Annotated in this window: 15 protein-coding genes; 9 read left to right on the top strand and 6 right to left on the bottom strand. The window is 73.8% G+C overall.

What is annotated here, in order from left to right; all coding sequences use genetic code 11:
* The first annotated feature begins 136 nt into the window (after positions 1-136).
* Positions 137-3,889 carry a multifunctional oxoglutarate decarboxylase/oxoglutarate dehydrogenase thiamine pyrophosphate-binding subunit/dihydrolipoyllysine-residue succinyltransferase subunit gene (locus tag CFLA_RS06150; RefSeq protein WP_013116455.1) on the top strand — a complete coding sequence of 1,251 codons (3,753 nt, stop codon included), beginning with the start codon at positions 137-139 and terminating at the stop codon, positions 3,887-3,889.
* Positions 3,890-3,973: 84 nt separating this feature from the next.
* On the opposite strand, the gene CFLA_RS06145 is transcribed toward CFLA_RS06150, so the two are convergent.
* Complete coding sequence (locus CFLA_RS06145) at positions 3,974-4,945, bottom strand: GlxA family transcriptional regulator (protein ID WP_013116454.1); 972 nt, start codon at positions 4,943-4,945, stop codon at positions 3,974-3,976.
* A gap of 93 nt (positions 4,946-5,038) precedes the next feature.
* Between CFLA_RS06145 and CFLA_RS20410 the strand changes: the two genes are divergently transcribed.
* The 4 genes from CFLA_RS20410 to CFLA_RS18930 all read left to right on the top strand — a co-directional run bounded on the left by CFLA_RS20410 (position 5,039) and on the right by CFLA_RS18930 (position 8,849).
* A complete protein-coding gene (locus CFLA_RS20410; RefSeq protein WP_013116453.1) occupies positions 5,039-5,191 on the top strand; it encodes a hypothetical protein in 153 nt (50 codons plus the stop codon).
* Between the two features lie 130 nt (positions 5,192-5,321).
* On the top strand, positions 5,322-5,927 hold the full coding sequence (locus tag CFLA_RS06140; RefSeq protein WP_043598844.1) for a GDSL-type esterase/lipase family protein: 606 nt from the start codon (positions 5,322-5,324) through the stop codon (positions 5,925-5,927).
* Entirely contained in the window at positions 5,914-6,423 is a 510-nt protein-coding gene (locus tag CFLA_RS06135; protein ID WP_013116451.1) for a hypothetical protein, read from the top strand. The genes CFLA_RS06140 and CFLA_RS06135 overlap by 14 nt, the downstream gene beginning before the upstream one ends.
* Before the next feature lie 68 nt (positions 6,424-6,491).
* Positions 6,492-8,849, top strand: coding sequence for a S8 family peptidase (locus CFLA_RS18930; protein WP_013116450.1), 2,358 nt, complete (start codon positions 6,492-6,494; stop codon positions 8,847-8,849).
* A 54-nt stretch (positions 8,850-8,903) separates the two neighbouring features.
* Here the strand turns inward: CFLA_RS18930 and CFLA_RS06125 are convergent, their stop codons facing one another.
* The 3 genes from CFLA_RS06125 to CFLA_RS06115 all read right to left on the bottom strand — a co-directional run bounded on the left by CFLA_RS06125 (position 8,904) and on the right by CFLA_RS06115 (position 11,658).
* Entirely contained in the window at positions 8,904-9,512 is a 609-nt protein-coding gene (locus CFLA_RS06125) for a PadR family transcriptional regulator (RefSeq protein ID WP_013116449.1), read from the bottom strand.
* Positions 9,512-10,435, bottom strand: coding sequence for a DUF4097 family beta strand repeat-containing protein (locus CFLA_RS06120; RefSeq protein WP_013116448.1), 924 nt, complete (start codon positions 10,433-10,435; stop codon positions 9,512-9,514). Before CFLA_RS06120 ends, CFLA_RS06125 begins: the two co-directional genes overlap by 1 nt.
* A 134-nt stretch (positions 10,436-10,569) precedes the next feature.
* Positions 10,570-11,658 (bottom strand): type IV pilus twitching motility protein PilT, encoded by a 1,089-nt coding sequence (locus CFLA_RS06115; RefSeq protein ID WP_013116447.1) that lies wholly within the window; start codon positions 11,656-11,658, stop codon positions 10,570-10,572.
* Positions 11,659-11,795: 137 nt separating this feature from the next.
* Here CFLA_RS06115 and CFLA_RS21250 point away from each other — a divergent pair, with 137 nt between their 5' ends.
* On the top strand, positions 11,796-11,870 hold the full coding sequence (locus tag CFLA_RS21250; protein ID WP_375791718.1) for a 50S ribosomal protein bL37: 75 nt from the start codon (positions 11,796-11,798) through the stop codon (positions 11,868-11,870).
* Between the two features lie 93 nt (positions 11,871-11,963).
* On the opposite strand, the gene rsrA is transcribed toward CFLA_RS21250, so the two are convergent.
* Positions 11,964-12,287 (bottom strand): mycothiol system anti-sigma-R factor, encoded by a 324-nt coding sequence (rsrA, locus tag CFLA_RS06110; protein ID WP_013116446.1) that lies wholly within the window; start codon positions 12,285-12,287, stop codon positions 11,964-11,966.
* A complete protein-coding gene (locus tag CFLA_RS06105) occupies positions 12,284-13,096 on the bottom strand; it encodes a sigma-70 family RNA polymerase sigma factor (RefSeq protein WP_013116445.1) in 813 nt (270 codons plus the stop codon). The genes rsrA and CFLA_RS06105 overlap by 4 nt, the downstream gene beginning before the upstream one ends.
* A gap of 117 nt (positions 13,097-13,213) precedes the next feature.
* On the opposite strand from CFLA_RS06105, the gene CFLA_RS06100 reads away from it, so the two are divergent.
* From CFLA_RS06100 to rsgA, 3 genes are read left to right on the top strand one after another with little or no spacing between them, the layout of a single operon-like run.
* Positions 13,214-13,762, top strand: coding sequence for a DoxX family membrane protein (locus tag CFLA_RS06100; protein WP_013116444.1), 549 nt, complete (start codon positions 13,214-13,216; stop codon positions 13,760-13,762).
* A gap of 59 nt (positions 13,763-13,821) precedes the next feature.
* Complete coding sequence (gene aroA / locus CFLA_RS06095; protein WP_013116443.1) at positions 13,822-15,153, top strand: 3-phosphoshikimate 1-carboxyvinyltransferase; 1,332 nt, start codon at positions 13,822-13,824, stop codon at positions 15,151-15,153.
* Positions 15,153-16,238 carry a ribosome small subunit-dependent GTPase A gene (gene rsgA / locus CFLA_RS06090; RefSeq protein WP_013116442.1) on the top strand — a complete coding sequence of 362 codons (1,086 nt, stop codon included), beginning with the start codon at positions 15,153-15,155 and terminating at the stop codon, positions 16,236-16,238. The genes aroA and rsgA overlap by 1 nt, the downstream gene beginning before the upstream one ends.
* Positions 16,239-16,254 lie beyond the last annotated feature (16 nt).

Genomic DNA, 16,254 nt, shown 5'->3' with positions numbered 1-16,254 from the left:
GGTGAAGAGGCTGCGCAGATCACGTCCGGGCGGGCTGCGCAAGGGGCCTGCGACCCCGTCGACCACGTAGTGTTGCCGTCAACAGAACTGGCGACGGCGCGGTCCGCACCGCGCACCGGAAGTGGGCGATCCCAGCGTGACGCAGAACGCGCAGTCAGACTCCACCCGTGCCGACTTCGGTGCGAACGAGTGGCTGGTCGACGAGCTGTACGAGCAGTACCTGAAGGACCGGAACGCGGTGGACCCCGCGTGGTGGGACTTCTTCGAGGGCTACAAGCCCGAGACGACGGGTGCGGCGACCAACGGCGAGACGAAGGACGCGCCCCGGGCGACGGCCGCGCCCCCGGCGCCCGCGCAGCCCACGACCGCGCGCACGCCGGCGGCACCCGCCGTCCCGGCTGCCCCGCCGGCACCGCCCGTCGAGGTCACCCCGTCGCCCGTCGCGACGGCGCAGCCCGCGACGGCCCCGTACGCGGAGGCGGCGACGCGGCGCACCGACGCGCCCGAGGTGCAGGCGGTCGACGACGTGCAGAAGCTCCGCGGCCCGGCCGCGCGCGTCGTGACCAACATGGAGGCCTCGCTCGAGGTCCCGACCGCGACGTCGGTGCGCGCCGTGCCGGCCAAGCTCATGGTCGACAACCGCATCGTCATCAACAACCACCTGTCGCGCGGCCGCGGCGGCAAGGTCTCCTTCACGCACCTCATCGGCTTCGCGCTGGTCGAGGCCGTGCAGGAGATGCCGGCCATGAACGCGGCGTACACGCTCGTCGACGGCAAGCCCGGCGTGCTGCAGCCGGCGCACGTCAACCTCGGCCTGGCGATCGACCTCGCCAAGCCGGACGGCAGCCGCCAGCTCCTGGTGCCGTCGATCAAGAAGGCCGAGACCCTCGACTTCGCCCAGTTCTGGACCGCGTACGAGGACGTCGTGCGCCGGGCCCGCAACAGCAAGCTCACGGTCGACGACTTCGCGGGGACGACCATCTCCCTGACGAACCCGGGCACGATCGGCACGGTGCACTCGGTGCCGCGCCTCATGCAGGGTCAGGGCACCATCGTCGGCGTCGGCGCCATGGACTACCCGGCGGAGTTCGCCGGTACGTCGGACGAGCAGCTCAACCGCATGGGCGTCTCGAAGGTGCTGACGGTCACGTCGACCTACGACCACCGGATCATCCAGGGCGCGCAGTCGGGCGACTTCCTGCGCATCCTGGGACGCAAGCTGCTGGGCGAGGACGGTTTCTACGACCGCGTCTTCGCGGCGCTGCGCGTGCCGTACGAGCCGGTGCGCTGGGTGCGCGACGCGAACCACGACCCGGACGCCGAGGCGATCAAGCCCGCGCGCGTCGCCGAGCTCATCCACGCCTACCGCTCGCGCGGGCACCTCATGGCGGAGACCGACCCGCTCGCCTACCGCCAGCGCAAGCACCCGGACCTCGACGTGCAGAACCACGGCCTGACGCTGTGGGACCTCGACCGCACGTTCCCCACCGGCGGCTTCACGGGTCGGACACGTGCCACGCTGCGCGAGGTGCTCGGGCTGCTGCGCGACTCGTACTGCCGCACGGTCGGCGTCGAGTACATGCACCTGCAGGACCCGCGGCAGCGCCGCTGGCTGCAGGAGCGACTGGAGTCGGGGTACGCGCGCACGCCGCGCGAGGACCAGCTGCGGATCCTGCGCCGCCTCAACGCCGCCGAGGCGTTCGAGACCTTCCTGCAGACCAAGTTCGTCGGGCAGAAGCGCTTCTCGCTCGAGGGCGGCGAGTCGCTCATCCCGCTGCTCGACGCGATCCTGTCGCGCGCTGCCGACGGCGGGCTCGACGAGGTCGGCATCGGCATGGCCCACCGCGGTCGCCTCAACGTGCTGGCCAACATCGCCGGCAAGTCCTACGGCCAGATCTTCAGCGAGTTCGAGGGCAACCAGGACCCGAAGTCGGTCCAGGGCTCGGGCGACGTGAAGTACCACCTCGGCACCGAGGGTGTGTTCACGGCCGAGTCCGGTGCGACGACCGCCGTGTACCTGGCGGCGAACCCGTCGCACCTCGAGGCGGTCGACCCGGTGCTCGAGGGCATCGTGCGCGCCAAGCAGGACCGCATCGACCTGGGCGGCGACGGCTTCTCGGTGCTGCCGATCCTCATCCACGGCGACGCCGCGTTCGCGGGGCAGGGCGTGGTCTTCGAGACGCTCAACCTCGCGCAGCTGCGCGGGTACCGCACAGGCGGCACGATCCACGTCATCGTCAACAACCAGGTCGGCTTCACCACCGGCCCGTCGTCGTCGCGCTCGTCGCAGTACGCCACCGACGTGGCCAAGGGCCTGCAGGTGCCGATCTTCCACGTGAACGGGGACGACCCCGAGGCCGTGGTGCGCGTCGCCGAGCTCGCGTTCGAGTACCGCGAGCAGTTCGACCGCGACGTCATCATCGACATGGTCTGCTACCGCCGTCGCGGTCACAACGAGGGCGACGACCCGTCGATGACGCAGCCGCTGATGTACAACCTCATCGAGGCGAAGCGCTCGGTGCGCAAGCTCTACACCGAGACGCTCGTGGCCCGTGGCGACATCACGCTGGAGGAGGCGGAGCAGGCGCTGCGCGACTACCAGTCGCAGCTCGAGCGCGTGTTCACCGAGACCCGCGAGGACGGCTGGACGCCCCCGCCCGCCGACGTCGAGACCGTCGCCGGCCTCGAGCGCCCGGAGTCGCAGCAGGAGGACGCCGGTGTCATGGTCGGCTGGCAGACGGCCGTGCCGACCTCGATCCTGCAGCGCATCGGCCAGGCCCACGTCAGCCCGCCCGAGGGCTTCACGGTGCACCCGAAGCTCGCGCAGATGCTCGCCAAGCGCGAGCAGATGAGCCGCGAGGGCGGCATCGACTGGGGCTTCGGCGAGATCCTCGCGTTCGGCTCGCTGCTGATCGAGGGCACGCCGGTGCGCCTGGCCGGGCAGGACTCGCGCCGCGGCACGTTCGTGCAGCGCCACGCGGTGCTGCACGACCGCGAGACGGGCGCCGAGTGGACGCCGCTGCTCTACCTGTCCGGCGACCAGGCCAAGTTCTGGGTCTACGACTCCTCCCTGTCGGAGTACGCCGCCCTCGGCTTCGAGTACGGCTACTCCGTCGAACGCCCTGACGCCCTGGTGCTGTGGGAGGCGCAGTTCGGCGACTTCGTCAACGGCGCCCAGACCGTCATCGACGAGTTCATCTCGTCGGCCGAGCAGAAGTGGGCGCAGCGCTCGTCGGTGGTGCTCCTGCTCCCCCACGGCTACGAGGGCCAGGGGCCGGACCACTCGTCGGCACGCATCGAGCGCTTCCTGCAGCTCGCCGCCGAGGACAACATGACGATCGCGCAGCCGTCGACGCCCGCGTCGCACTTCCACCTGCTGCGCCGTCAGGCGTACCAGCGGCCGCGCCGCCCGCTCGTGGTGTTCACCCCGAAGTCGATGCTGCGGCTGAAGTCCGCGTCGTCGGACGTGCAGGACTTCACGTCGGGCACGTTCCGCACCGTGATCGGCGACGACCTCGCGGCCGCCAAGGCCGACCAGGTGACGCGCGTGCTGCTCTGCTCGGGCAAGGTCTACTGGGACCTGCTCGCGCAGCGCGTCGCGGCGAACGACCAGCAGACGGCGATCGTGCGGTTCGAGCAGCTCTACCCTCTCGAGCCCGACGCGATCGCCGAGGCGCTGGCGCCGTTCGGCGACGCCGAGCTGGTGTGGGTGCAGGACGAGCCGCGCAACCAGGGCCCGTGGACGTTCGTGTCGACGCACCTGCCGCAGGTCGTCGGGCGTGAGGTGCGGGTGGTGTCCCGCCCGGAGTCGGCCTCGCCGGCGGCCGGGTCGGCCAAGAAGCACGCGGTGGAGCAGAAGTCGCTCGTCACGGAGGCCTTCGCTCGCTGAGCCCTCCGCACGCCGCCGCACGACCGACGGGGCCGGCCCTCGACCGAGGGTCCGGCCCCGTGGCCGTCCGTGGCGCCGGGCGTCTCAGGAGGCCCGCTCCTCGTCCGGCGCACAGGCGAAGCGCCGCCGGTACGCCAGCGGCGTGGTGCCGAGCGTGCGGGCGAAGTGGTGGCGCAGCAGCGCGGCGGTGCCGAACCCGCTGCGGCGCGCGACCTCGTCGACGGGCGCGTCGGTGCGCTCGAGCAGCTCCTGCGCCCGTGCGACGCGCTGCCGCGCGACCCAGGCGGCGGGCGTGGCGCCGGTCTCGGCGCGGAAGCGGCGGGCGAACGTGCGCTCGGACATCAGCGCACGGCTGGCGAGCGCGGGCACGCCGAGGTCCTCGTCGAGGTGCTCGAGCATCCACGTGAGCAGCGGCGCGAGCGTCTCGGCCGCGGGCGGCAGGGGCGTCTCGACGTACTGCGCCTGACCGCCGTCGCGCTGCGGCGGGACGACCATGCGGCGGGCGACGTTGGTGGCGGCCGCGGCGCCGAGCTCGCGGCGCACGAGGTGCAGGCAGGCGTCGATGCCCGCGGCTGTGCCGGCGCCGGTGATGACGCGGCCGTCCTCGACGAACAGGACGTCGGGGTCGACGGTGGCCGTCGGGAACCGCCGCGCGAGCTCGGCGGCGTGCAGCCAGTGCGTCGTGCAGCGCCGGCCGTAGAGCAGACCGGCCTCGCCCAGGGCGAACGCACCGCTGCAGATCGACAGGATCCACGCGCCGCGCGCGTGGGCGTCCCGCAGGGCGTCGAGCGCCTCGACGGGCACCTCCCCGGCGGGCACGCCGTAGGCCGGCACCACGACGAGGTCCGCGTCGCGGGTGGCCTCCAGGCCGTGCTCGACGACGATCGAGAACCCGGCCTTGGTGGGGATCGCCGCACCGGGCACGAGGCCGCACACCCGGAAGTCGAAGCTCGGGCCCCCGGTGTCGGACCGGTCGATGCCGAAGACCTCGCACGCGGTCCCGAGCTCGAACGCGGCGGTGCCCGGCAGGGCGATGACGGCGACGCTCCGCAGCATGCCCTGACGCTCGCATGGTGGTGGCAGAAAATCAATGCCCAGCGTCAGTCCTGCCACTGGTGGCGCGATCTTGTGGTGAGCAGAGTTTCCGCCATGGACATCTTCTGGCTCATCCTCACGCTTCTCGCTCTGTCCGCCTGGCTCGGACGGCTCGCGCACGTCGTGCGCGAGGACGGCCTGGGCCACCGCGAGCCCCCGCGCTCCCACCCGGACGACACGCCCTCCACCCGCGTCCGCTCCCGCTGAGCCGGACGCGCCCGCTGCGCGACACGGCACGGACGAGCGACCCGAACCGCACGACCACGTGCCCCACGCCTGAGACACTGGGGCCCAGCAGGCACCGGACCGCCCGGCGCTGCGGGCATGGGCAGGAGTGATGTGCGTGGGTGAGCTGCCGCTGCGCCTCGCGGTCGTGGGGGACGAGCTGGTGGCCGGTGCCGGCGACCCCAAGGGCCTCGGGTGGGTCGGCCGCGTCGCTGCGCGCACCCACGCGCCGGACCCGCTGACGGTCCTCACCCTCGCCGTCCCCGGCGAGACCAGCACGGACCTGGGCGCCCGCTGGGACGCCGAGGTATCGCGGCGCCTGTCCCCGCACGCCGACAACCGGCTCGTGGTCGCGCTCGGGCGCGCCGACATCGCCGCCGGCCTCTCGCTCGCGCGCAGCCGTCTCAACCTGGCGAACGTGCTCGACGTGGCGGACCAGCGCCGCATCCCGGCCTTCGTCGTCGGCCCTCCGCCGGGCGCCGTGCACGAGGGCGACCGGCTCGCCGAGCTGTCGGCCGCCCTCGGCGACGTCGCCGCCCGACGCCGCGTGCCGTACGTGGACATGTACTCGCCCCTCGCCGCGCACGACCAGTGGCTCGCGGACATGGCCACCTCGGCCCACCACCTCCCTGGCCAGGCGGGCTACGGCCTCATGGCGTGGCTCGTCCTGCACACCGGGTGGCACTCCTGGCTCGGGCTGCCCGATGACGGCGTCTGAGCCGCGCGACGTCACCTCGACCGGCACCCCGACGGACGCTGCCGGCTCCTTCGTCCGCGTCGTCGGGGTGCGGCCCGTCCTCGAGGTGTGCGGCCGCGTCGCGCTGATCCTCCTGGTCGCGGCGGTCCTGCTGTACGTCACCTACCTCGTCGTCGAGCGCCCGACGGCCGGTGACGCCGTCGACGCGGGCGCCGCCGCCGCGATCCTCGCGATGATGTACGGGCTGCACCTCGTCGCGGTCCTCGTCCTCGGACTGCCCGGCGGCCTGCTCACCGCGCACCTGCTGCGCCACGAGAGCTCCGAGGCGCGGCACGTCGCCGCGTTCGCCCTGACGGGGGCCGCGCTCGGTGCCGCCGTGCTCCTGGTGCTCGGGCAGGCGGGGCCCGCGGCCGTCTGGTCCGTGGTCGGGGGTCTGACCGCGGGCGGCGCCCGGGCGTGGACGGGACGCTCGCGCCGACGCCGTGCCGTTCACCCCGCCGGCCCGTATCTCCCCTAGCGGCCCGTCCCCTCATCTCGGTCAGGAGGCTGCGCGACCGCGCGGCACCGACGACAGGGGGACGCATCATGAGCACGACATCCGACATCGCCGACCGGCCCGCCGTGCGGCCGGTCTTCCGGCCCCGTGTGGTCGTCCGGCTGCACGACTGGGTCGACGTCCCGTACGAGGACGACGTCCAGCGCGTGCTCGTCGAGAAGTTCGGGCCCGGGCCGCTCGGCGACGTGGTCGACGAGCTGCGGTTCGAGCGCCTGTACACCGCGGTGGCGCCCGAGAAGCTCGACCGGCTCGTCGCGGAGGCCGGCGCCCGGGACCCGGGCTTCGAGCCGCGCCGCCTCACGCGGTGGTTCACGGTCGACACCCCACGACACCTCGGCGCGGCCGAGCTCACGAAGCTGCTGCTCGCCTGGGACGTCGTCGAGACCGCCCACCCGGACGCGCCCGCCGTCGACCCGCTGGTGGACGCCACGAACGACCCGCGCGCGGTCAACCAGGGCTACCTCGACCCCGCGCCGACCGGGATCGACGCCGAGTTCGCGTGGACGGTCCCGGGCGGGGCCGGCGCAGGCCAGCGGGTCGTCGACCTCGAGCAGGGGTGGACGCTGGACCACGAGGACCTGGCCGGGCACGGCGCGAGCCTGCTGTTCGGCACGCTGCAGAACGGGTCGCGCCCCCACGGGACGGCCGTGCTCGGCGAGCTGTGCGCGGTCGACAACACGCTCGGCGGGGTCGGGATCGCTCCGGAGATCGCGTCGGTCGACGTGACGTCGCACTCCGGCTCGCTGGCCAACGTGCCGGACGCGATCGTCGCCGCGCTGGACAGCATGCAGCCCGGTGACGTGCTGCTGCTCGAGGTCCAGACCGTCACACCGGCCGCCCCGGTGTTCGGCGCGCCGGTCGAGCTCATCGAGGAGTCGTTCGAGGCGATCCGGCTCGCGTCCGCGCTCGGCGTGGTCGTCGTCGAGGCCGCCGGCAACGGTGCGAACGACCTCGACGACGTCGTCGACGCCGCGGGTCGCCGGGTGCTCGCACCCGCGCACCCGGACTTCCGGGACTCCGGCGCGATCGTCGTGGGCGCCGCGTCGTCCACGGTCCCGCACGCGCGGATGGGTTTCTCGTCGTTCGGCGCACGCGTCGACTGCTTCGCCTGGGGCGAGAACGTCGACACGACGTCGTCGACCGCTGCCGGCGCGACCACCCTGTACACGACCGGCTTCAGCGGCACGTCGTCGGCCTCGCCGATCGTCGCGGGCGCCGCGTTGAGCGTGCAGGGCGTCGCCCAGGCCGCGGGGGGCGGCCGGCTGAGCCCGGCGCAGGTGCGCGCCGTGCTGTCCGACCCCGCCACGGGCACCGCGTCGGTCTCACCGGCCAGCGACCTCATCGGCGTCATGCCGAACCTGCGGGCGATCATCGAGGACGTGCTCGACATCGGCCTGGAGGACGTGTACCTGCGGGACAACGCGACCGACACCGGGGCACCGCACACCGGGTCGATCTCCACGAGCCCGGACGTGATCCTGCGCCCCGACGTCGTCGCGGACCCGCAGGCGACCTACGGCGAGGGCAGCGGCACCGAGAACAGCATGACGCTGGGGTACGAGGCCACCGCCGGGCAGGACAACCACGTCTACGTCCGCGTGCGCAACCGCGGCGCGGCACCCGCCGGCCCGACGACCGTGCACGTGTACTGGTCGGAGGTCGGCACGCTCATCACGCCCGACCAGTGGCAGCTCGTCGGCAGCACGACGCTGCCCTCGGTGCCCGTCGGCGACGTCCTCACCGTCGCCGACGCGATCACGTGGGCCGCAGCCGACGTCCCGGCGCCCGGGCACTACTGCTTCGTCGCGATCGCCGAGACGGCACAGGACCCCGCGCCACCGCTGGCGAGCCTCGTCGACTGGGACAACTTCCGGGCGTTCATCCACCACAACAACAACGTGACGTGGCGGAACTTCAACGTCGTGCCCACGCCGGGGCCCGACGACCCCGCCGTCCTGCCGTTCCACGTGGCCGGCGCCCTCGACCGGCGCGTGCCGATGCTGGTCGACGTCACCGCACGCCTGCCGCGCGGCGCGCGGCTGTGGCTCGACGCACCGGACTTCCTGCTCAAGGAGGCCGGCCTCCCGGTCGAGCAGGGCGAACCCGTCGGCGACGGGCTCGTGCGGGTGCCGCTGCGGCCGCAGGGCCGCCAGACGATCGCGGGGTTCGTCTTCCCGGCGCGGCTGCGCCTCGGCCTGCGGCTCGTCGTCGCGCTGCCGGAGGAGGCGCGTGAGCAGACGGGCTACCAGGTCACCGTGCGACAGGCGGCCCTCGACAGGACGCGCGCCGGCGAGCAGGAGTCGGAGCTCGGCCGGGTCACGTGGTACCTGGCCGGGCCCGAGTTCTACGAGCGGCGCACGGCGCGCGAGCAGGCCGGGCTCGCCTGACGCCCGACCCCGGCGCGGGTGGTCGCACGACCGCCACCACCCGCGCCGGGCAGGTCACCGCAGCGTCGAGCGCATCGTGCGCAGCGCCGTGTCCAGGACGGTGCGCAGCGTCTCGACCGTCAGCTCGTCGACGCCGGAGCCGGCGTCGACGCGCCGCAGGTCCGCCCGGACCTCGTCGCCGAAGCGCCGCACGATGTTCTCGGCCTCGATGCGCCGCCGGTGCGACGCGGTGCGCTGCGGGTCCGGCTCACCGGTCCCACGCGTCGCCGCGTCGCGGGCACGCTGGGCCGCGGACGCGAGGTCGGCGCGCAGCCCGCGCATCGCGGCCTGCACGTCGTCGCGCACCTGCGACGCCTGCGCCCGGACGGTCTCGGCGATTGCGGCCTCGAGGTGCGCGAGGTCGCCGCGGCGCTCGTCGAGCTCGGTGCGGCCGGCGGCGGTGAGGGCGTAGGTGGCCTTGCGGCCCTCGTCGGAGCGGTGGACCAGCCCCTCCTCCTCGAGGCGTGCGAGCCGCGGGTACACCGTGCCGGCGCTGGGCCGGTAGGTGCCACCGAAGCGGTCGCTCAGTGCCGTCATGAGCTCGTACCCGTGCCGCGGCCCGTCCTCGAGCAGTGCCAGCAGGTACAGCCGCAGCTGGCCGTGGGCGAAGACCGGGGCCATCATCAGAGCGCCTCGTCGACGGGGGCGTCGGTGACGGGGGCGTCGGTGACGGGCGCGTCGGTGACGGGTGCGTCGGAGACGGGGGCGTCATCCCGGACGTCGACGGGCACGTCCGACACGGGCGCGCGCAGCACCGTCACGTGGCCGGTCACGGTCGTCGCCGAGACGAACGCACCCCCGGTGCCGGAGTCGAGGTCGACCGTGCGGTGCCCCGGCCCGGAGCCCTTGTGCTCCTGGCCGTCGACGACGAGGCGCCCGCTGACCGACTGGGCGCGGACGCGCAGCCCGGCGGTCTCGGGCAGCCGGACGGTGAGGTCCCCCGAGACGGTGGTGACGGTGAGCGAGGACGTGCCGGAGCCCACGTCGAGCGAGACGTCGCCGGACACGGAGTTGCCCTGCACGAGCGTGAGCTCCCCCGACGCCGCGAGCTCACCGGAGACGGTGTTGAAGCGCAGGTCACCCTCGTGGCGACGCACCACGACCTCACCGGACACCGAGTTGGTGGACAGCCGCCCGCGCACGTCGTCGACGACGACGGAGCCGGAGACGGTCGAGACCGACGCGTCCTGCCGCAGGCCGGCGACCAGGCCGTCGGCGCTGACCGTGCCGACCTTGGCCAGCACCTCACGCGGGACCGCGAGGTGCACGTCGGCCTTGTCCTTGTCCTGGAAGTTGCGGAACTTCTCGACGAAGCCCTCCCAGCCGCCGAGCGTGAAGCTGTAGCCGACGCGCAGCTCGCCGTCCGCGAACGTCACCTCGAGCGGGCGGCCGTCGACGCGGTGCACCTCGAGCCGGGCGCCGCGTGCCTGCGGGTCGTCGTGCGCGACCACGTCGACCCGGCCCCCCACCAGCCCGACGCGCAGCGCGCGCACGTCCTCGACCTCGATCACCTGCGGGCCGGCGACGACCCAGGACTCCGTCGACATGGGGACCTCCAACGCGATATGCCGTGTGATGTAGACACGTTATATCGCGTCATCCGACCGCGCAACGCCCGACCACGGCACGACGACGGCCGGCACCCGCAGGGGGTGCCGGCCGTCAGGTCCTCCACGGGACGTCAGACCACGATGCCCGCGCCACGCAGCTCGACCGTGAGGTCGTGCGGGTTCGACGCGACCGCGAGCGCCTCCTCGTACGTCACGACCGCGTCGCGGACGAGCGTGTACAGGTGCTGGTCGAACGTCTGCATCTTGTAGAAGTCGCCCTCCTTGATGAGGTCGAGCAGCGGCGGGTTGTCCTGCGGCTCGATGATCGCCTCGGCCGTGCGGCCCGTGTTGATCATGACCTCGATGGCGGCCTGCCGTCCGCTGCCGTCGGCCTTGCGCACCAGACGCTGCGAGACGATGCCGCGCAGCGACTGCGCGAGCGCGATACGCACCTGCTTCTGCTCGTGCGGCGGGAAGAAGTCGACGATGCGGTTGATGGTCTCGGCCGCGTCGATCGTGTGGAGCGTCGAGAGCACCAGGTGCCCGGTCTCGGCGGCCGACAGCGCCGCCCGGACCGTCTCCACGTCACGCATCTCGCCGACGAGGATGACGTCGGGGTCCTGCCGCATCGCGGCACGCAGCGCGACCGTGAAGTCCGCCGTGTCCTGCCGGACCTCGCGCTGCGACACGATCGCCTTCTTGTCCGAGTGCAGGATCTCGATCGGGTCCTCGATCGTGACGATGTTGACCTCGCGGTAGGAGTTGATGAGGTCGACCATCGACGCCAGCGTCGTCGTCTTGCCCGACCCCGTCGGACCCGTCACCAGCACCAGGCCGCGCGGCTCGAGCGCCAGCTCTCCCACGACCTCGGGCAGCCCGAGCTCACCCAGCGACTGTGCGCCCACCGCCACCCGCCGGAAGACCAGCCCGTACGTGCCACGCGCCTGGTACGCGTTGACGCGGAAGCGGCCCACGCCGGACAAGGAGTACGCGAAGTCGGCCTCCTTGCTCTCGCGGAACTTCTCGACGAGGTCGTCGGGGAGCACCTCCTCGAGCATCCGCTCGGTGTCCAGCGGTCGCAGATCCGGGGCCTGCAGCTTGCGCAGCCGGCCGTCGACCCGCACGCGCGGCGCCGACCCGACCTTGCAGTGGAGGTCGGACCCTCCCGTGCTGGCCAGGGCGTGCAGGAACGGGATCACGGACTGGGGCTGCTGGCTCACGTCAGGTGCTATCGGGATCTCGGGGCCCTCACTTGAGCGTGCGCCGACGCACGAGGGTCTCCAGGTGTGGGACCATGGGGCGACATCCCCGGTGCGTGCCGTCCTCGCGCGCGCGCCGCGATCCGAGGAGAACCGCGATGAGCAAGCGTGGCCGCAAGCGTCGCTCCCGCAAGGGGAACGGCGCGAACCACGGCAAGCGTCCCAACGCCTGAGCGTTCGGCGCCGTGACGTGCCGACGGGCCCGGAGCACCCGCTCCGGGCCCGTCGCCGTTCCCGCACGCCGCCGTCGCGGCGACGCAGCCGTCTCAGGCCTGCGGGTCCACGGACGTCCGCAGCCGCAGCACGGTCAGCTGCTCGTGGATCCGGACGCGCAGCGTCTCCGGCGCCTCCTCCTGGCAGCAGCGCCGTACGAGCTGCTTGAGCACGAGCTCGACCTGCTCCTCCTCCAGGCACGGCGCGCACTCGTCGAGGTGCGCCTGCACCCGCCGGGCGTCGAGCTCCTCCAGCTCGGAGTCGACGTACTCCCACAGCCGCCCGACGGCCTCGTCGCAGCCGCACGGTGCACCGTCGACCGGCGTCAGGTCGACCGGCGTCAGGCCCTGGGGGTCCACCCCTTCGAACGTGCTCACCGCGCACCCTCCGGCGACGTCGGCGCGGCACCGGCCAGGCCGCGCTCGCGCGCGTAGTCGGAGAGCAGCTCGCGCAGCTGCGATCGCCCACGGTGCAGGCGGGACATCACCGTCCCGATCGGCGTGCCCATGATCTCGGCGATCTCCTTGTACGCGAAGCCCTCGACGTCGGCGAGGTAGACGGCGATGCGGAAGTCCTCGGGGATCTGCTGCAGGGCGTCCTTGACGTCGGAGTCCGGCAGGTGGTCGAGCGCCTCGGCCTCGGCCGAGCGCAGGCCCCGGGACGTGTGCGACTCCGCGCGCGCGAGCTGCCAGTCCTCGATCTCCTCCGAGCGGGACTGCTGCGGCTCGCGCTGCTTCTTGCGGTACGTGTTGATGTAGGTGTTGGTGAGGATGCGGTACAGCCACGCCTTGAGGTTCGTCCCCGGGCGGTACTGGTGGAACGCGGCGAACGCCTTGGTGAACGCCTCCTGGACCAGGTCCTCGGCGTCGGCGGGGTTGCGCGTCATCCGCAGCGCGGCGCCGTACAGCTGGTCGAGGTAGACCAGCGCCTCGGCCTCGAACCGGTCGCTGCGGGCGGCGTCGTCCTCCCCGGCAGGGGCACGCGTCGTGCCCGTCTCGTCGTCGGCACCCTGTGGCTCGCTCATCGGGATCGAGCCTAGTGCGCCGGAGCCCGGCCCACCCCTGGGGGCACCCACCCCACCCGTCCGGCCCTCGGGCACGCCCCACGGCGACGCGGCGGTCAGGGGGGCGAGTGGGGTCGGGGGTGCGGACGGGGCGACGGGAGACGTCTCGACGGCACAGCTCATGACCGGTCCAACACGCGGTCACCACGCGGGCATTCCCGCCTGCGCGCGCCATCGGGCGCCCGACACTAGCGTGGGACGCACCGCGCCACCCGCGGTGGACCCGTCCAGGAGGATCCCGTGCTGCTGCGTCGTCTCGCCCGTCCCCTGTTCGCCTCGTGGTTCGTCAGCCAGGGCCTCGACGCGCTGCGGCACCCGGCCGCCCACGCGCAGGTCGTGCGCGACGGGCTCGACGGGCTGCGCACCCGCGTGCCGGCGTCGGCCCGGTCGGCCGCGCCCGCACCTGTCGCGGCGGCGCTCGACGGCACGATCGGCGACGGGGAGCTCGCGACGCTCACGCGGGCGCACGGGGCCGCGATGCTCGTGGCGGGGGCGCTGCTCGCCGTGGGCCGCGCGCCGCGTACGGCCGCGCTCGCGCTGGCCGGGCTCACGGTGCCGCTCGTCGTGGTCAACCTGCCGCTCGGCAGGCGGGGGTCGCTGACGCCCGAGGAGAAGAAGGCGCGGACCGAGCGGCTGGTGCGCGCGCTGTCCTTCGCCGGCGGAGCGGTGCTCGTCGGCGTCGACCTGGAGGGCCGCCCCGGGGTGTCGTGGCGCGTCCAGCACGCGCGTTCCGACCGCGCCGCGATCAAGGCGGCACGCGCCGCGGAAGCGGCGAAGCACGACGCCTGAGGTGCCGCAGCGCGTGGACGCGCGAGGTCCGTGCCTGCGCACGCCGCTAGCCTGACGGCATGACGAGCCCGCACGCCGACCTGTGGTCCGCCCCCGTCGCCGACGCCCCGCTGGACGCCACCGTCGCCGTGCCCGGATCGAAGTCGCTGAGCAACCGCTACCTCGTGCTCGCCGCGCTCGCCCAGGGCCCGAGCACGCTGCGCTCGCTCCTCGTCTCGCGTGACACGCGCCTGATGGCCGGCGCTCTGGAGACGCTCGGGGTGCAGGTCGACCTCGGTGGCGATGCGGTCGGTGTCACGCCCGGCGCGCTGCGCGGGCACGTGACGGTCGACTGCGGGCTGGCCGGCACGGTCATGCGGTTCCTGCCCGCGGTCGCGGCCCTCGCCGACGGCCCGGTCCACTTCAAGGGCGACGTCGAGGCCCTCGTCCGCCCCATGGGTCCGCTGCTGCGGGCGCTCCAGGCGCTCGACGTGCGCGTCGACGAGGAGGGCGAGCCCGGCCACCTCCCGTTCACGGTGCACGGCACCGGTGCGGTGCGCGGCGGCCAGGTGGACGTCGACGCCTCCGGGTCAAGCCAGTTCGTCTCCGGGCTGCTGCTCGCCGCCTCGCGGTTCGACCAGGGCCTGACGGTCCGGCACACGGGCCCGACCCTGCCGAGCCTCCCCCACATCCGCATGACCGTCGAGGTGATGCGCGCCGCGGGCGTCGTCGTCGACGACTCCCGCCCCGAGATCTGGCACGTCGAGCCCGGCCCCGTCGCGGGCCGCGACGTGCACGTCGAGCCCGACCTGTCCAACGCCGCACCGTTCCTGTGCGCCGCGATGGTGGCCGGCGGGTCCGTGCGCGTCCCGGGATGGCCGGCGACCACGACGCAGCCGGGCGGCCTGCTGCCCGACATCCTCACGCGCATGGGTGCCACGGTCGCGCTCGACGGCGACGTCCTGACGGTGACGGGCACCGGCGAGGTGCGCGGTGTCGACCTCGACCTGCGCGCCGCGGGCGAGATCGCCCCGACCATCGCCGCCCTCGCCGTGCACGGCGACTCCCCCACGCGTCTGCGCGGCATCGGGCACCTGCGCGGCCACGAGACCGACCGGCTCGCGGCGCTCGCCGCCGAGATCACGCGCCTCGGCGGGCAGTGCGAGCAGACGTCCGACGGGCTCGTCATCACGCCGCGCACGCTGCACGGCGGGGTGTGGGGCACGTACGCCGACCACCGCATGGCGACCGCCGGTGCGCTCGTGGGCCTGCGTGTGCCGGGGGTCGAGGTGGAGGACGTCGCGACGACCGCCAAGACGCTGCCCGGGTTCGCCGACCTGTGGGCCGGCATGCTCGCGGCGTCCGAGGGGCACGTCGTCCGCGACGGCGTGACCGCGGGGCCCACCGTCTGATGGTGGGGCGGCGCTACGACGAGCGGGACGTGCGGATCCGGCCCGGCCGTGGTTCGCGCCCCCGCACCAAGCGCCGCCCCGAGCACGCCGACGCCCGCACCGCGATGGTCGTGGCCGTCGACCGCGGCCGCTACACCGTGCTCCTCGACCCCGGCGGCGCGGACGAGACGCGCGTACTGGCGATGAAGGCCCGTGAGCTCGGCCGCGAGCGCGTGGCGCCCGGCGACCTGGTCGACGTCGTCGGTGACACCACGGGCGCCGAGGGGTCGCTCGCGCGGATCGTGCGCATCGGTGAGCGCCGCACGGTGCTGCGCCGCACGGCCGACGACACCGACCCCGTCGAGCGCGTCATCGTCGCGAACGCCGACCGCCTCGTGATCGTCACGGCGCTGGCCGAGCCCGAGCCGCGCACCCGCATGATCGACCGCTGCGTCGCCGCCGCGTACGACGCGGGCATGGAGGTGCTGCTCGCGCTGACCAAGGGCGACCTGGCGGACCCGGGCGTGCTGACGGCGCTGTACGCGCCGATCGGCGTCGAGGTCGTGGTGACGCGCCGCCGGGTCGACCCGATGACGGGCGAGCGGACGATCGAGGGGCTCGACGAGCTGCGCGACGCGCTGGCCGGGGACGTGTCCGTGCTGGTCGGCCACTCGGGCGTCGGCAAGTCCACGCTCGTCAACGCGCTGGTGCCCGACGCGCGGCGCGCCGTCGGCGTGGTCAACGACGTCACGGGCCGCGGCAGGCACACGTCGACGTCCGCGGTGGCTCTCGAGGTGCCGGGCGCCGGCGCGCCGACGTGGGTCATCGACACGCCCGGCGTGCGGTCGTTCGGGCTCGCGCACGTCGACCCCGCGCACCTGCTCGGTGCGTTCGCGGATCTCGACGAGGTCGCGCAGGAGTGCCCCCGCGGCTGCACGCACCTGGCCGACTCCCCCGACTGCGCGCTCGACGACTGGGTCGCCGACGCCCCCGACGACACGGTCCGCGCGGCCCGCGCCGCACGGCTGGACTCCTTCCGCCGCCTGCTCGTCAGCCGCCTCGGCGTGGAGGACGAGCCCGATCGCGACGGCGCGCGCGGGCGCTGAGCGGCACGCGGGTTCG

It is taken from the genome of Cellulomonas flavigena DSM 20109 (assembly GCF_000092865.1).
GTDB lineage: Bacteria > Actinomycetota > Actinomycetes > Actinomycetales > Cellulomonadaceae > Cellulomonas > Cellulomonas flavigena.
This window is presented reverse-complemented; position numbering and strand designations above follow the sequence as displayed.

Bases quoted from the DNA above. Each gene is read 5' to 3' on its own strand.
- CFLA_RS06105 (WP_013116445.1), bottom strand. From the start codon at position 13,096: ATGAGCTGTGCCGTCGAGACGTCTCCCGTCGCCCCGTCCGCACCCCCG.
- aroA (WP_013116443.1), top strand. From the start codon at position 13,822: ATGACGAGCCCGCACGCCGACCTGTGGTCCGCCCCCGTCGCCGACGCC.
- CFLA_RS20410 (WP_013116453.1), top strand. From the start codon at position 5,039: ATGGACATCTTCTGGCTCATCCTCACGCTTCTCGCTCTGTCCGCCTGG.
- CFLA_RS06135 (WP_013116451.1), top strand. From the start codon at position 5,914: ATGACGGCGTCTGAGCCGCGCGACGTCACCTCGACCGGCACCCCGACG.
- CFLA_RS06145 (WP_013116454.1), bottom strand. From the start codon at position 4,945: ATGCTGCGGAGCGTCGCCGTCATCGCCCTGCCGGGCACCGCCGCGTTC.
- rsgA (WP_013116442.1), top strand. From the start codon at position 15,153: ATGGTGGGGCGGCGCTACGACGAGCGGGACGTGCGGATCCGGCCCGGC.
- CFLA_RS06120 (WP_013116448.1), bottom strand. From the start codon at position 10,435: ATGTCGACGGAGTCCTGGGTCGTCGCCGGCCCGCAGGTGATCGAGGTC.
- CFLA_RS06125 (WP_013116449.1), bottom strand. From the start codon at position 9,512: ATGATGGCCCCGGTCTTCGCCCACGGCCAGCTGCGGCTGTACCTGCTG.
- CFLA_RS06140 (WP_043598844.1), top strand. From the start codon at position 5,322: ATGTGCGTGGGTGAGCTGCCGCTGCGCCTCGCGGTCGTGGGGGACGAG.
- CFLA_RS18930 (WP_013116450.1), top strand. From the start codon at position 6,492: ATGAGCACGACATCCGACATCGCCGACCGGCCCGCCGTGCGGCCGGTC.